Origin of the sequence: Hufsiella arboris (genome assembly GCF_009834875.1) — a bacterium.
Classification (GTDB): Bacteria; Bacteroidota; Bacteroidia; order Sphingobacteriales; family Sphingobacteriaceae; genus Hufsiella_A; species Hufsiella_A arboris.
This window is the reverse complement of sequence record NZ_WVHT01000008.1, coordinates 115,606-131,624: the sequence shown is the minus strand read 5'-3', so window position 1 is coordinate 131,624 and position 16,019 is coordinate 115,606. Positions and strand designations below refer to the sequence as shown.

The window sequence follows — 16,019 nt, the reverse complement described above, 5'->3', positions numbered from 1 at the left end:
CTAAATCGTTATTGATCTTTCTTATTTAAGTTGTCCAAAAACTGTTCCAACGAATATTCGTCCGGCAACAACACTTCCCTCGCTTTACTTCCTTCAAAAGGACCAACTACTCCGGCAGCTTCAAGCTGATCAATAATACGGCCCGCGCGGTTATACCCCAATTTTAATTTCCGCTGGATAAGCGATGTCGATCCCTGCTGATGTAAAACAATAAGCCGTGCGGCATCTTCAAATAACGCGTCCCGGTCTGAAGGGTCAAAATCCTTGATACTTCCACCCTCGCCGCTTTCATCAATGTATTCAGGAAGTTCAAACGCCGAAGGATAACCACGCTGATCGCCGATAAAATCGGAAATACGTTCTACCTCCGGAGTATCCACGAACGCGCACTGCAAACGGATAAGATCACTACCCGTAGAAAGCAGCATGTCTCCGCGGCCAATCAGTTGATCGGCACCGCCTGAATCAAGGATCGTCCGGCTGTCGATTTTTGATAACACACGGAAAGCAAGCCTCGCCGGGAAGTTCGCCTTGATTGTTCCCGTAATAATATTTACCGAAGGGCGCTGCGTTGCAATAACGAGGTGAATCCCGACGGCGCGTGCCAGCTGAGCTAAACGGGCGATTGGCGTTTCAACCTCCTTACCGGCGGTCATCATTAAATCAGCGAACTCATCAATAATCAGCACGATAAAAGGCATAAATTTATGACCATTTTCGGGATTCAATTTACGCTGCACAAACTTATGGTTGTACTCTTTCAGATTACGTACCTGGCCGTTTTTCAACAGATCATACCGCTGATCCATTTCAATACACAATGAATTCAGCGTATTAATAACCTTCTTGGTGTCTGTGATGATCGCGTCTGCCTCGCCCGGTAACTTTGCAAGAAAATGGCGTTCGATTTTTCTGAACAAGGTCAACTCAACCTTCTTCGGATCTACCAGTACAAACTTAAGTTCGGCCGGATGTTTTTTATAAAGCAGTGAAACAAGTATCGAGTTAATGCCGACTGATTTTCCCTGCCCGGTAGCACCTGCTACAAGTAAATGGGGCATCTTGGCCAGATCACCGATATATACTTCGTTAGAGATGGTTTTCCCTAAAGCGATAGGAAGGTCCATCGTGGTATTCTGGAATTTATCTGTAGCCAATACAGAGCGCATTGCTACCATTTCTGGATGCTGATTAGGAACTTCGATACCAATGGTACCTTTTCCGGGCATTGGCGCAATGATACGAATTCCTAAGGCCGCCAGACTGAGAGCGATATCATCTTCGAGGTTTTTGATCTTGGATATTCGCACACCGGGCGCAGGAATGATTTCGTAAAGCGTCACTGTCGGGCCGATCGTTGCCTTAATCTTATCAATTTCGATATTATAATGATTCAGCGTTTCAACGATCTTATTTTTATTCGCCTCAAGTTCTTCCGGGTTTACCGCGATCTTGTTTGATCCGTAATTTTCCAGCAAATCCAGCGGCGGATTACGATAACCACCCAGATCTAATTTCGGGTCATACTCGCCGAATTGTTCAACCAGCGAATTGGCTTTCTTTTCTTCCTCTGTCTTCTCAATTGTGAGCTCCGGTTCTGGCTTCGGCAAGTTTGTTACTACGGTTTCAAAGGCGATGCTCCTGTTTGGAACCACTAGTTCTAACGGGCCATCCTCTACTAAAACCGGCGGAACCAAACGTTCCTGCTGCAGTTGATTTACCGGACGTTCGGCACTTGGTGTAGGAGCTGAAACTACTTCCGTTTCAAGAGGCACATTGCCATAACGTCTGCCGGGCAATGGAAACTCAACCGGTTTTGATTTAAAATCATCTTCGATCTCGATGTCTTCCTCTTCGGTTTCAAAAGATGGCTCGACCATTTTCTTACGTTCAGGGATTTTAAAATCGATATTGTATGCGACGATAAGGGCGCTTAAGCCTGCAAACACAAGTAAACCTGCAATTCCGGCGTCTCCTATCTGCGCCTGCAACAATCTGTTGCTCCAAAATCCAATCTCACCTTCCAGGAAATGAGGCGTGTCGGCAAAAAAACTATGTAAAAATCCGAGGCCTAAAGAAATAAACAGCAGCAGGAAAAATGAATAGCCCAACGTTTTTACCGCGGAGTATAAGCGGACTTTAAACAGCATCCTATAGCCAATGATAAAAAACACTCCGATGAAGATAAACGAAGCAACACCGAACCACTCATAAATAAACTGATGAGAAAGCAGAGCTCCGAATTTGCCAAGCCAGTTTTGAACAACCGGATTTGCCATACCATCGTCTTCTAATTCCTGGCGTGTTTTAAACAGATTTGCCCATCCGCCATTGCTGTCAAGCACATAGCTCTGATCCTCTTTCCATGTGAAAAGATAGGATGTAAAAGCCACCAGAAAATATATCGATACAATAAGAAAAAACAATCCGACGATCTTAATGGCGCGGTCGTTATTAAAATTCAGTTTCGGAAATATCTCTGTCTTTTCTTTAACTGTACGCTCACGGCTGGCCTTTTTTGCAGGCTCGTCACGGAATGTATTCGATTTAAACTGGTTTCCTTTTATAGGCATTAGAATGTGGAAGCTTTAATCCCACAAATATAATGGATAATACTTACAGCGGCTGTGCATCAAACTCAAAAATTATCGGCGTGCAGTTAAACCTATAACAAGGATTTACATCCAATATTCAGGTTATAATAGTTTAGTTTATTTTGATTGCTCCCAAATCGCTAAGGTTTGGGAGTTTTTTATTATAATTGAGCTATAATTAGCACACATTTATCCTATGAGCCTGGATTTGCTTGAAGATTACATTGAGTCGGGAAACGTAGAAGGATTAAAAACCTTATTGGATGAACAACCGGCCCTCGCAAGCAGTCAAACCAGCCACAACGTATCTCCTTTATTGCTTTCGTGTTATTATAAAAAGCCTGAAATTTCCCAGCTTATTCTTAACTACGTCCAAGAGCCAGATTTTTATGAAGCGGCGGCTGTAGGTAAGTTTGACAGTGTCGCAAATTATGTTTTTAACACGCCTGAATTAATCAACACTTACTCGGAAGACGGCTTCACGCCGCTTGGTTTCGCTGCTTATTTTGGACATGAAGACATAGCGCGTTATCTGCTGCTAAAGGGCGCGGATGTAAACATGCCGTCTCAAAATGGCTTCCAGGTCTTCCCTATTCATTCTGCCGTGGCCGCCAATAATATCGATATAACAAAAATCCTTCTGGAAGCCGGCGCCGATGTAAATGTTGCGCAACGTTCGGGAGCAACACCGCTTCACGCTGCTGCCCAGCATGGCAACATTGAGATTCTCATTCTACTGCTCGAAGCCGGAGCAAATATATCCGTACATATGGAAGACGGACGAACACCAGCCGATATGGCTTTCGAAAAAGGCTTTAAGGATATTGCCAAAATCTTGACGGAATAATACCTTTTTACTCCACTTTCAACGCTTCGTGACAAACTTGTTACTCTGCATGCATAATAAATTGCATAGTGGGAACGTCTTTTGTTTAATTGAAAAAGATTGTTACTACCTAATTATCATTTATGAAAAAGCCATTTATTATATCCGCAACAGCAATTATAGTCGCAATTTGTAGTTTCAACTCAGCGAAAGCACAAGTTAGCGTGGATTTGAATATTCACGCAGGTGCTCCGACATATGCAGCTCCAGCTCCGGTTGATTACTATTATTTACCAGAAGTACAAGCTTATTATTACGTACCAGCCCGACGCTATTATTATTACAATAGAGGGGCATGGGTACATGCCGCTTATCTTCCAGGCGCATATCGACGATATAATTATTACAATACCCGCCGTGTTGCGGTACATAGTGCCCGCCCTTATATGAATCACTCATATTACCGGTCGAGATATACACCAGCTCGATCTAATTATTATCGCTCGGCAAATTATTATTATGCCCCGAAGCATTACAATAACGGACACGCTTACGGACATTATAAAAATCACGGGGGCGGCGGTCACGGGCATGGACACGGACGCCACTAGTTAACAATTCGTCATTTAGCGGAGTCGAAACATACATTTGCGCAGGAGCCCACTAGTCGCAAGTTATTTCGGCTTCGCTACATTGACAAGTCCCGGCAGAAAAATACCAGCAAGGCGATACAACACAAACTTGCAATCAGTACAACAGCATTAAATTTCAACACGATTCTTTCAGACGGCGGATTAACCAATACCGATTTAGCCATTACGATGTTTTGCAGAGAAATTACGTTCCCGACAGCTGAACCGGAAATAAGCATAGCGCTATATAAGGTCATGTAAGACCCAGCGGCAGCTAGAAGGCCATGCAACAGAAGGTTCGACATAGTTGCACTTCCCGTGATAAAGGCACCGGCGGTACCAGCCAGCAAATAGAAAAAAGGCTTTACCACTAAAGTCTGTTCCTTAAGAAAGTTTCCCAATATCTGAAGCAATTCCTCCCGGATTAACTGCGAAAATGCAACAATCATTAAAATAGTCAACGCCGTAGCAGGTACGCGCTTTGCTGATATTTTATAGGCATCAATTAATGTGTATTGCTTTCCTGCAACATGGAAATAAAGCGTAATAAAAAGTATTGCCATGAGAAAAAACAATCCCGGCTGATATATTGAAATAGTACGCAAGCTTGGTGAAAAGACGATTGCATATTGATTAAGCAATGGTTTTCCAAGCAGTAACAAGACCACCAGGCACAAATAAGGACCAAATGATTTGATCCAAAACATAAACCCGTACAATCTTGCATTTGCATTAAAAACGATCATAAAAACAATCATGCCAACTGACCCGGCAAATACGGATGGGTACTCTACAGTAAATCTGCTCGTAACAAAAAAGATCCCGAAATAGATCAATCCTGCACCAAACAGCTTAATCACTTCTTTTCGCCAGTTTACATCAACACTTTCTATCTTTCCATACAACCACGTAAGTAAAAAAGGAAGCAGTACAGTAACTGGACTGTAAAGCAAGAGAACTAGTGTGACTGTTGGCCCCGGCTGAGTAATATTCATTCCAAAAATCATCGGGGTACCCAATGCGCCAAAACAAACGGCCATAAAGCTTCCGCACAAGCCACACACTATGGCCGTCAGCGGTTTAAAGCCAGCGTTAACAAGTAATGGAATGAGCAGCATGGCCGGAATACCGAATCCTGCTATACCCTCAAAAAAACTGCCCAGAAAAAAGCAAAAGGAAATCAATAAGAATGGTCTGCTTGGACTTGTATTTACAAACCGGTACAAAAACTCAAGCCTGTTATTTAACTTTAAAAATTCATAAAAAGTTATTGCTCCAAAAAGCAACAGACTTAGTTCCACAGAGATGATCAGGCCATTTAGAAGCGCGTTTGTCTGGACCGCCGACCAACTGTTATTCAACAAGGCAAACAAAATCTGTATAACGATCCCTGCTGACGCGCCAATACGTATGCTTTTTAAAACAAACGTTCCAAAAAGCAAAAAAAGTAACCCCAATATTACCGCCATAATCTCAATAGATATTAGTTAAATTGGATGTAGGTTTACATGAGAGTTGGCGAATCAGATGTGCAAACAAGATACGAACTAGTGGCGAAGAAAACCCCAGCGATAGCAAAAAATCAGAGCAGTTTGCGATCTAAGAGAAAGAACGTAATTTAATCATTCTTTAAAAGCGATAGCTATGGCCGATATTTCAAATTCAGAAAGCGCTCAATTTAAAGGTCACGCGCTGGTAAATGGCGTAGATTTATATTACGAAATTTACGGCCGTGGTGAGCCATTAGTTTTGATCCCTGGCGGCGGTTCAACTATTGAATGCTCATTCGGACGAATACTTTCCAGGCTGGCAGAAAAGTGGCAGGTTATTACACTTGACCTGCAAAACCACGGACGGTCAGGTTTTAGAGACTTTCCTCAAACGTTTGAACAGGATGCCGATGATGTTGCTGGTCTATTAAAACATATTGGTGTCAGCAAGGCTAATTTCCTGGGCTTTAGCAATGGTGGAACAACCGCTATGCAGATTGCCTTACGATTTCCGGAGCTCGTTGAAAAACTGATCGCTATTGCCGCCACATGCAAACGCGATGGGCTTATTCAAAGTTTTTTTGAGGGAATGGCACATGTAACATTGGCTGATATGCCCCAACAGCTAAAAGATGCATTCCTGGCGGTAAATCCTGATGAGGATAAACTGCAAATTAGTTTTGAACGCGACCGTGACCGCATGCTGGCGTTTGAAGACTGGTCTGACGAACAAATTAAGGCAATTGTTTGCCCCACCTTAATTATTAACGGCGACCGGGACGTAACTACAATCGAGCATTCGCTTGAACTGCACAGACTAATTGCGGGTTCAAGGCTGGCAATCATCCCTGGTGTACACGGTGAATATATTGGCGAGATATTAAGTGCTGAAAATGATGATTTGATCAGCGCAACACTTAAAATCATCAATAACTTTTTAAACGAAAATAACGCAAAGCCGTAGTTAGCCGGCTTTGCGTTATCGCTTTTTTATTTTTTAAGATTTACCCGCAGGCTCACCTCGAAATTACCATTCGAATAACCGTTCAACTCGGATGTATTGGTGTCGTAAAAACCCATAACGGATAGCGTAGATTTAAAGTTCATACCAAATCCGAAGGTTGCGTTTTCTGTGTTATGGTACATTCCCATTAAAAATACTTTGTTATTTACCAGGCTCACATTTACGCCGGCATCCCAGAGATCGTCAAAGTTTTTTACACCGCGATAAGCGACTTTGGGTTCAACGCCGATTGCATTCATAGCTTCACCGAAAGTGAACTTATAGCCTACTGCTGAATAAAATGTTGGCCTGTCTGAATAATAACGCTCATCATCTTCCCTGTCAAAAAGCATGCGCATATTCGGCAAAGCAGCCTCCACCGAAAGATTTTTATCAGTATACGCCAGACCGAAATCTGCATCGACAACGGTGCCCCGATCATTGAAACGAGCGACTGACGGATCATTCGGGTCGTTAACATCATCCATATCCAGGTGGTCGCGAAGCGCCCCCACCGATAATCCGAAATTCAATTTCTGGTCATTGTCGCCTAAGGGTAAATGATAGGCATATGTTGCCACAGCCTTTGTGCGCTGCAATCCGCCCGATTTTTCATTAAAGAAATTAATTCCCCAACCGGTTTTCCCAGCCTGCGCATCAAAGGTCACGGCCTGAGTGATTGGTGATCCCGGAATATTGCTCCATTGTTTCCGGAAACTTCCGTTGATACTGTAACCGGCGTCTATACCTGCAAATGCAGGATTTGAAAGATATTTATTTTGATAATATTGCGCGTTAAGCGGCAAAAGCTGCGCCTGCACGCGACCGGCTATTGCTAACAAAACAATCAGCAAAAACAGGTTATATAGGTTGATAAGTCTTTTCATTTAAAGTGATGTTAATCGCGAATGATGTTAATATAGCCCCTGAATATGCCAACATTTGCGCCCATATCGATGATGTAGTAATATGTCCCTTCGGCCAGCGGGCTGCCATTGTAAGTACCATCCCAGGTGTTGTTGTATCCCTTTTGGGAATATAAAAGGCGACCAGCCCGATCAAAAATCTTTACGGTATTTTCCGGGTAATAGTCGATATTCTTGATGACGAAGAAATCGTTACGGCCATCCCCATTTGGAGTAAGAACATTTGTGATATCGAACTTATGGTCTTTCACCACAGTGATCGAAATCGAAGCCTCCACGGTACATCCTAAACTGTTGGTTGCTGTTATTTTATATGTACCTGTTTCTTTCGGGCGGATAACAAGCTGATTTGTGCCTTGCCCGCTTTGAATATCGGCTCCTGTCCACTGATACGTTTGGCCGGCTTGCTGCTGTACCGACAGTTTAACGATACCGCCTTTCGAGACCGTAGTTGCATCCGCTACTATGTTTACTTGAGCTAAAGGAACCTCAGTCAACTTCAAACTGATCGTCTTAGTATCGATTCCGCCAAAATCTGTACCGCCGTTATCTCTTACAGTTACCGTGATCAGCGAAGTGGCGGACGAATTATTTTTGAAATGATAAGTCAGAACCGACTTACCGGATGATACCGGCTGCACGGTCAATACGTCGAATGCGGCATTATTTGAAGCAGTCACTGATAGGCTCACTGCCTGATTTGCATCGTTACCAGCCGAAATACCGCTTAATTCGATGGTTTGCGGGTTGCTAGAGTAACATACTGATTGATCGGCTACCCTATTTATTGTCGGAGCGCTATTACTTAAAATATAGCGGGTTTTAATTGGGTAGTGATCCGTTGTTGTCGTACTGTAACTGGCTACAAGATTTTTAACATTATCAAGCACTTCGGCTGATCCGGGAATATAATTTACGTTCAGGCTCTTGCTGGCAATCGCGTTATCAATAACTGTTTTGAAGCCGGCTGTCGATTGTTTTCCGGCTAAACTTAATGGCAAAGTAAGCGGTACATATTTCGCTGTGTCGTTTGTAAAGTCTGAATAAGATGTTCCTGTTCCGGCCGGAAGCGGTGCAATAGTTTTATCCGGATCCAGTACATCGTTAAAATCTCCGATGATCAGCACTTTTTTACCCGCAAGGTTAGCATCAAGCCAGTCTTTTAGCTGCCTTGCCCCACCTTTACGGCGGTTATACGAATCGATTTGTTCTGCTGTCGTACCGGTATTTGCCTTAGCATGAATCTCGATAAAGTAAACCGTGTCCTGTTTACCATTTAAGGTTACCTGCGCCTTCATCACGAAAGGAAATCTGCCCGACGACCAGTTTTTGAACGGTGAACCATCGGTGCTGTTGCTGAGATTCGACGGATAATAAGTGTTACGCAATATACCAAATACCTCTAAAGGCTTAATAATTTCAGGCTTGTACATAAAAGCCAGTTTTTGCGACAAGGCATAGTCTGGATCATTTTTATCATCTGCATAAGATCCAAAATCACTAAAAACAACCTGGTAGCCGGCAGGCATTACTTTTGTTTTAAACAAAGTTGTATCCACAACCTCGGCAAAACCGTAAATATCCGCTTTGAGCGAATTTACAACAGTGCTAACATTTGTTGCCTGCAACTGATCATTGGATGGATCCTGAGCCGGACTTCCGAACCATTCGATATTCCAATTCACAACTTCCAGGCTATTGTCAACATTGAACGTATTTCCATAAAAGCTGATTGACTTATTTGCTGTTCCAGAAGTTGAAAATGTCAGGCTACCGGTATAATTCTTATCAGCTGCCACCGGATTAAACTTTGCGTAGAAACTCTGTGATGTGTTATTGATCTCTGCAGCAGGATAGCTAAGCGAATTGCCGTATACACCATCGATAGTTTTAGAAATACCGAAATATTGCGGTGCGCTTACCGTCACGTCAGCTGTTAAATTGCTCGCTGAAAAATTAATCGGGAGAGCTGCTGAAGATGTTTCCGGCGCCTGGTAAGCGAAATTAACGGAACCTGTCGAAGTTATTATCTCTACTGCTGCCGGAGTTGAAGAATTTCTAACTGAGAAATCGTCAACCGTCCACCTGGAAGCGGAAGTCGTGCTGGAATTATAAACGAACGCCACATACACTGGTGATGACTTAAATGCTGAAAGGTCAATATTATCCGTTTTAGTCCATATATCAGAAGCCGGTTCCGGAAATTTACCATTAACATCAGTCCAGGTGGCATTTTTAGGATCGCCGCTGCCCGAATAGTTCGTTGAAACCTTAAGCTGAAGCTTGTCGCCATTGAAGGCCGAACGCGTCCAGTAAGATAGTATTGGATAGGTAAAGGACGAAATGAGCAATGGCGGCGATATCAGCCAGTCTTCATTTTGAACGTTTCCGCCGGAATAACCATTAATCTGCAAGGCATTACCAGCACTGCCTGACCCTGAAGCATCGTTTGCATCATGCCCGAAAGTTGTGATACATCCCCACTTTTGAGCGCCGGTAACGCTGTACTGGTAAAATCCATCCGACAAAGCGCTGCTTCCGCTGGTGCTGCAGTTTTCAAAAGCAAATTTAGTTTGATTGGGATCAATTCCCGTTCCAACGAGGTTGAGAATTAATTGAGACGCATTTGCACTTGTATGGCTAATCGTTCCTGTATTGGTACCAGCAACGGTCGGACTAAAATGAATATATACTGTTTGTGTCGTGGCAAGTTCTGCTGCGGTAAATTCTGCTGTTGTTGAAAAGTTGGCATTATCCTTTGAAATACTGAACGGCGCCGTTGTACTTAAGGAAACCGGACCGGCCAGGTTAGCCGCAGACAAGGTATACTTCTGAGAAAGCGACGTAGTATTAACTGCCTGGACAAACGTCAGGTTTGTGGAAGAAGCTGTTAAAACGGGATTGTTAGATGGCGCAGGAGGTTCCGCCAGGGATGAATTTTGTGGATTTGGCTGACTGATCACAAAATCGGATGCATTGTCATCCGTATCATAACCATTTCCCAGTAACTCGTCCGCACCACCAAAGGCCATGCTGGCTGCGGTTGAGGCAGCGTTTGCTTTACGTTCGGCAGATGTTGTATTCGTTAAAACAGCCGTCGGCGCAGTTCCTTCAAACCCGGTAGCAGTCGGACCAAATCCTACTTTATCAACTATCGAATTTCCGGTTGGATTGGCACCACTTAATACAACTGTACTGTTAGACAAAATTACTTTCCCGGCAGTACCTGCCATGGCGATAGTTCCGGTAATATCCGGAGTTGGTAAATCGGTTGTTCCACCGGTACCTTTAGCCTCCTGGATCAGGAAGTATCCTTTAGACGCGATAGTTCCGCTTAATGGCGTTACAGTCCAGTTACCTGTTCCGGCTGCACTTGTATATTGAACAGACCAGCCCGTGAGGTCGACAGCTGAAGTTGTCGGGTTATATAGTTCGATGAAATCGTTTTTATAAACCGCTCCCGAGTTCCCCCCGCCACCGTATAGTTCACTGATAACAATTTTAGGTGCAGGCGCCGAACTCGTTCCAATTCCGGTTAATGGGATATCTATGTTAGCGACATTAACACTGGTGTTTGATACTACACCGGACGCATTTCCTGTAGACGCCGGCGAAAAACGAACATAAACCGTTTGCGGTGAACTGAATTCCGAAGCACCATACGTGATAGAATTAGTAAAAGAAGTATTATCACGCGAAACCGAAAAAGGCGCCGGGACGGTTACGTTTACATCACCGCTTAGATTTGTACCGCTTAATATATATGGTTTGGAAGCGGAATTTGTATTAATGTCCTGGCTCCCAAAATCAATGGAAGCTGTACTTGCCGTTAATTGTTCAGCAATTCCGGTTCCTGTTAAACTAACGGTTGGCCCGGATGCAACGCCGCCACCAGCGTGTGTAATTGTTCCGGTTGCTGCACCGGTTACTATTGGCTTAAATTGTACATAAATGGAAAGCGGGAAGTTTCCAAAGTCTGCGCTAGAGAACGTCAGCGATGAACCGAACGCTCCACCAGAAGTTTTGGAAATTGTATATGGACCGGAAACAGTAACTGTAACATCGCTGCCATCAAGATTTGCAGCAGACAAATTATATTGCTGGCTGGCTGAAGTCGTGTTTATCAACTGAGCTGTGAATGTTAAAGACGTCGGGTTTACAGAAATTGATGGGATTGGTGCTGTAACAGCTGATTCAGCTGGCGATGCTGTATTTTGCGGCCTTGGTGCACCGGTCACAAAATCCTGGGCGTTGTTATTGCTGTCATAACCATTACCCAAAAATTCGTCGATTCCGCCAGCGGTCATTGTAGTTGTGGTTGACGTAATTTTTGCTTTACGTTCAATTGATGTTGTCGAACTTGGACTTGGAGCCACAGCTCCTTCATAAAAAGTTGCACCTCCAAAGCCGACAAGATCAACAATTGTAGGACTTACAGGACTCGCTCCGCTTAAAGCCGTTAAGGTGCTTACCAGTGCAACTTTGCCGGTTGTGGCAGACATGTTTATTGTACCACTCGCGTCTGCTGCTGGCAAAGCTGCGCCATTAGCACCTCCCGATCCTTGGACCAGATAAAATCCATGTGCTGCAATACTGGTATTGAGTGGAATGGTAGCCCAGCTCGTTCCAGCAGCACTGGCATACTGAACCGACCAACCTGTCAAATTTATAGAAGCATTTGTGGGGTTGTATAATTCGATGAAATCGTTGGTAAATACCGCGCCAGCATTGCCGCCGGCACCGTATATTTCACTGATTACAACTGTTTGCGCCTGCACTGAACAAACAGAAATTACAAAAAACAGGAAAATGAGTAAAAGTTTTTTCATATACTGATTTAAAAGCCAATAAATTTAAAGTTTTACAGATTAATTTATTGTTAAATCAATTCCGTTTTTTCAACATTTGAAATAATGAAAAATAACAGCTAAGAAGTCAATAAATCTAAATGTTCAGACAGGGCTTTTAAAGCTGGAATAGCAAATTATGCCAGATGTTGGACTGTCAACCGAATAAATGAATTGCGATTGTAGTTAAACCGCATTTTTCAAAGCCTCAATATTATGATCCGTCAACAGATGGACGTTTCTTGTGATTTTATCGATATCCCAATTCCACCATTGTATATGCAAAAGATCGTCAATGGCTTGGTCTGAGAAACGTTTTTTTATCTCTTGGGCCGGATTGCCTCCAATCACACAATAAGGCTCAACATCTTTTGTAACCGTAGAATTTGACGCAATGATAGCGCCGTCACCGATATTTACCCCCGGCATTATAGTAACGTTATAGCCCAGCCATACATCGTTACCTATAATCGTATCACCTTTCACCGGATAACTTTTGCCGTCCATAGCTCCCTGCCAGCCGCTGCCGAAAATTGCAAATGGATAAGCGGAGACAACATTAGCAAGGTGATTTGCACCGTTCATAATAAATGTTACTCCGGAGGCAATCATACAGAACTTTCCAATAATGAGTTTATCGCCAATAAATTCGAAATGATATTTTACGTTCCGTTCAAAATTGTAGACATCTTCAAAGTCATCGTAGTACGTGTAATCTCCTACGATGATATTCGGATTAGTAATGATGTTTTTGAGAAAACAAAGCCTTGTATAATGTTCCAGCGGGAACCTCGAGTTTTTATCCGGTGCAATCATGGCCTTGAGGTTTTATGCAAGTTAGCATGAATGCCTCAGGAATGACGGATATTTTATTAAAATAAACGCGTTATTGAATTATTACTTGACGTTGAAACGGTAAACGCTGCGGCCAATGTTGCCATCCTTGTCAATGCCCTCAATAACAGCTTTATAAGTTCCTTTACCATCACTGCTATAAAACTCAACTGATGCTGCACCTGTTTGATCGGTAATTACCTGTGGATTCCAGTAAACGGTACTGCGATAATCGTTTGCCTGCAAGCTCGTTTTTGGCCCGCTATATTTCGGAACATAAAACTGCTTGGCCAATGTATAGCCCTGAGGCTGAAAAGTAACCGCATTTTGATCCGGAAATAGCTTCTTCCATTCGTCGGCCGACATCTTTTTGCCTTTTGGTTTAGCTTTCATGTTTACTACCAGAACACCGTTTGTATTGCTCATCCGGTTGATTCCGCTCAATCCATCGTTCAAAAATATTTCAACGGACTCAACTTCTGAAGGAACAACACTGGAAAGCGCGTTTATATCGACGGCCAAACCGCCCATGTAAATCTGTACCGGCGTTTTGTTACCGTTATTATAAGCGCGGGTTATGTAAAAGTTGTTATCATTATAGGTCAGCCCAAGCGCTGCGGTTTGTAAACACTGAATAAATACGTTGCACCCCGCAAACTGCTCTCCGTTTACGATATGATCCGCTTGCGGACTTAGGCCCGTTAATGCTCCATAATCCATGTGACTTGGTTTTTTTACAGCCTGTTTTGCCGTCACCTGGACCTCCTTAAGCATTCGCGTAAAGGCATATTGCTTGCTGCTGTTTTTAAGATAGGTATCTAGCGCCGTATCGATATTTAATACTTCGTCAGGATAATTCATGTTAGGAGCAATCTCCGGAAAGGATTGCCCGTTCATCGTTAACCGCATCGCCTTCGAATTAACGTTATTCCTGGCGCTTATTGTTACTTCTGATGAATCGGCAAATGACAGATTTTCGAACTTAAAATTCCCGTCCGCGTCGGTACGGGCTTCAGCTGAAAAGTGTTTGTCGGGAACGGTTAAGCGAATACCGGCTTTAAATACGGGCATTCCGTTAAACTGACGCAAAATTCCGGATAGCTCGATACCTTGTTCCGGTAGAAAATAAATTGGGGGTAATTTATCTGCAATCACGTCGCTGTAAGAAAAACGGCGATAACCTTGTGTGAGCATCAACACATCCAAATCAGCTATTTTTTTTGTATCAGGCTTGTGGAAATAATAATTTGGATCTTCGATATACCCTTTCAGGTCGGAGGTAAGCAGTAAATGGCTTAAAATGGTCGTCTCGGAATCCTCGTTATAAGGAACTTTGCTTTCGTCAATTACCGCTACGGAAAAATTCCCCTGAGCTGGAGCCGCTTGTTTTTGCGCAAGCACGGAAAGCTTAACTTTTTGCCTGGTAAGATATGTTGGTTTATCCGATTTTAAAGAGATGGCCAGTTGATCCGGTTGGCTAATGAAAACAATACGCTCGGTAAGCGGAACACCCGCAGCCGAGAACAGCGTGAATTGAGCAATGCCGCTTTTAAACTTAGCCTTCGGAACCGCAGCGGAGTAAACCTGCTGCTGAAGTTTCGTTTGCGCCGCGTAGGTTATAAATCCTTGCTGCTGTCCGATAATGTAGAAACTCTTATTTTGGTTAAGCTGGTAAAACGCGGTATTGGCAAATATTTTAAGCTGCAAACTCTCCCCTTCTTTGTTGTCAATTGATAATGAAATCCCCGAAACCTTTGCTTTTGGAAGATCATAACTGGCGCTGCTGCCATCGTTAAAAGTCACATTAGCCCTGTATGTTTTACCTGGCTGAGGATTTAAGATAAACTTCCCCATGCCTAAGTGCTGGCTGCTAAAATCAGCGACATTATTACCTGCATTGTCTACAACGTTTCCTTTAACGGTAACTCCTTTACCGTCACCGCCTATCGCTTTAAAAGCTACTTGTTTCGGCACTTCGCTGATGAGATCGCCGCCTTCCGGAAAAAATTGAACGTCATATTTTCCAAAAGCTCTTTTCAAAACAAACTTCGAATTCAGTGTCTTTTTATCTTTCGTTTCAATGGTGGTAGTTAGTGTTCCCTCGGGTATACCTTCCAGGCGTTTTCCCGTAAACGGTATATCGATAAAGCCCTTATCGTCTGTCTGCCCCTTCCCTTTAAAATTATTTTGATAATCGATATATACATTCCAGTCGACTTTACCATTTATGATCGGTTGTCCGGATGGATCGGTAAACTGGATTTTCGCTCCTGGTTTTGAGGCTTTATCATTAATATTTCCATGATAAGATATGGATGTGTTAATATCCTTTTCCATCGCGTTTCCGATTGTTACGGTCTTATTGAAGAAATAGTCAGCCTCATGGTTCATCATCCACTGAGTGTAAGCTCTTACATGGTAGTTTCCCTGTTTATATTGCAGCGGTGCCAGCACGACGCTGCCATAAGCAACACTATTATTTACCGGCAACTTCAAACTTGCCATCAACGAATCGTTGCTATTGATAAATTCCACATTAACAACCTTGCTCAAAGTGGAAGGTACATGCTGATCCATTGTTACATAAGCTTTAAACCATATGGTATCTCCGGTGGCATAGTAAGGCTTGTCGAAATGTACATAAACCTTTTCAAGCGGCCGCTCATTAACCAGCTTCGCGGTTTTCTCCATAATAGTTGTTAAACTGACGCTATCGGTTTGAGCAAAGGAAGAAGACGAACAAAGTACTAATAGGACAAGGACAACACTTATGTAAAAACTTTTCAGGAGACTCATGAATTTCAATTTCGGAAAGCGGTAAATATAGATTGATATTGTATTTACAGCAACATGGTTAGTCGCATTTA

Annotated in this window: 9 protein-coding genes; 3 read left to right on the top strand and 6 right to left on the bottom strand. The window is 43.1% G+C overall.

Annotated elements, in window-relative coordinates:
* Positions 1-8: 8 nt before the first annotated feature.
* Positions 9-2,573 carry an FtsK/SpoIIIE family DNA translocase gene (locus GS399_RS16400; protein ID WP_160845734.1) on the bottom strand — a complete coding sequence of 855 codons (2,565 nt, stop codon included), beginning with the start codon at positions 2,571-2,573 and terminating at the stop codon, positions 9-11.
* Between the two features lie 217 nt (positions 2,574-2,790).
* Between GS399_RS16400 and GS399_RS16395 the strand changes: the two genes are divergently transcribed.
* Both GS399_RS16395 and GS399_RS16390 read left to right on the top strand, forming a co-directional pair.
* The gene (locus tag GS399_RS16395; RefSeq protein WP_160845733.1) at positions 2,791-3,441 is read left to right on the top strand and encodes an ankyrin repeat domain-containing protein; all 651 of its coding nucleotides are present in this window, start codon (positions 2,791-2,793) and stop codon (positions 3,439-3,441) included.
* 122 nt (positions 3,442-3,563) lie between these two features.
* Positions 3,564-4,031, top strand: a complete 468-nt coding sequence (locus GS399_RS16390; protein WP_160845732.1) for a hypothetical protein — start codon at positions 3,564-3,566, stop codon at positions 4,029-4,031.
* Between the two features lie 77 nt (positions 4,032-4,108).
* Here GS399_RS16390 and GS399_RS16385 read toward each other — a convergent pair whose 3' ends face one another.
* Entirely contained in the window at positions 4,109-5,521 is a 1,413-nt protein-coding gene (locus GS399_RS16385; protein ID WP_160845731.1) for an L-lactate permease, read from the bottom strand.
* Between the two features lie 175 nt (positions 5,522-5,696).
* Between GS399_RS16385 and GS399_RS16380 the strand changes: the two genes are divergently transcribed.
* Positions 5,697-6,506, top strand: a complete 810-nt coding sequence (locus tag GS399_RS16380; protein ID WP_160845730.1) for an alpha/beta fold hydrolase — start codon at positions 5,697-5,699, stop codon at positions 6,504-6,506.
* Between the two features lie 26 nt (positions 6,507-6,532).
* On the opposite strand, the gene GS399_RS16375 is transcribed toward GS399_RS16380, so the two are convergent.
* The 4 genes from GS399_RS16375 to GS399_RS16360 all read right to left on the bottom strand — a co-directional run bounded on the left by GS399_RS16375 (position 6,533) and on the right by GS399_RS16360 (position 15,843).
* Positions 6,533-7,432 carry a PorP/SprF family type IX secretion system membrane protein gene (locus tag GS399_RS16375; RefSeq protein ID WP_160845729.1) on the bottom strand — a complete coding sequence of 300 codons (900 nt, stop codon included), beginning with the start codon at positions 7,430-7,432 and terminating at the stop codon, positions 6,533-6,535.
* An 11-nt stretch (positions 7,433-7,443) separates the two neighbouring features.
* Positions 7,444-12,300 (bottom strand): lamin tail domain-containing protein, encoded by a 4,857-nt coding sequence (locus tag GS399_RS16370; RefSeq protein WP_160845728.1) that lies wholly within the window; start codon positions 12,298-12,300, stop codon positions 7,444-7,446.
* Positions 12,301-12,504: 204 nt separating this feature from the next.
* The gene (locus GS399_RS16365; protein ID WP_160845727.1) at positions 12,505-13,134 is read right to left on the bottom strand and encodes a CatB-related O-acetyltransferase; all 630 of its coding nucleotides are present in this window, start codon (positions 13,132-13,134) and stop codon (positions 12,505-12,507) included.
* Positions 13,135-13,215: 81 nt separating this feature from the next.
* Positions 13,216-15,843: a carboxypeptidase-like regulatory domain-containing protein gene (locus tag GS399_RS16360; RefSeq protein WP_237487972.1), complete on the bottom strand. Its 2,628-nt coding sequence runs from the start codon at positions 15,841-15,843 to the stop codon at positions 13,216-13,218.
* Between the last annotated feature and the right edge of the window lie 176 nt (positions 15,844-16,019).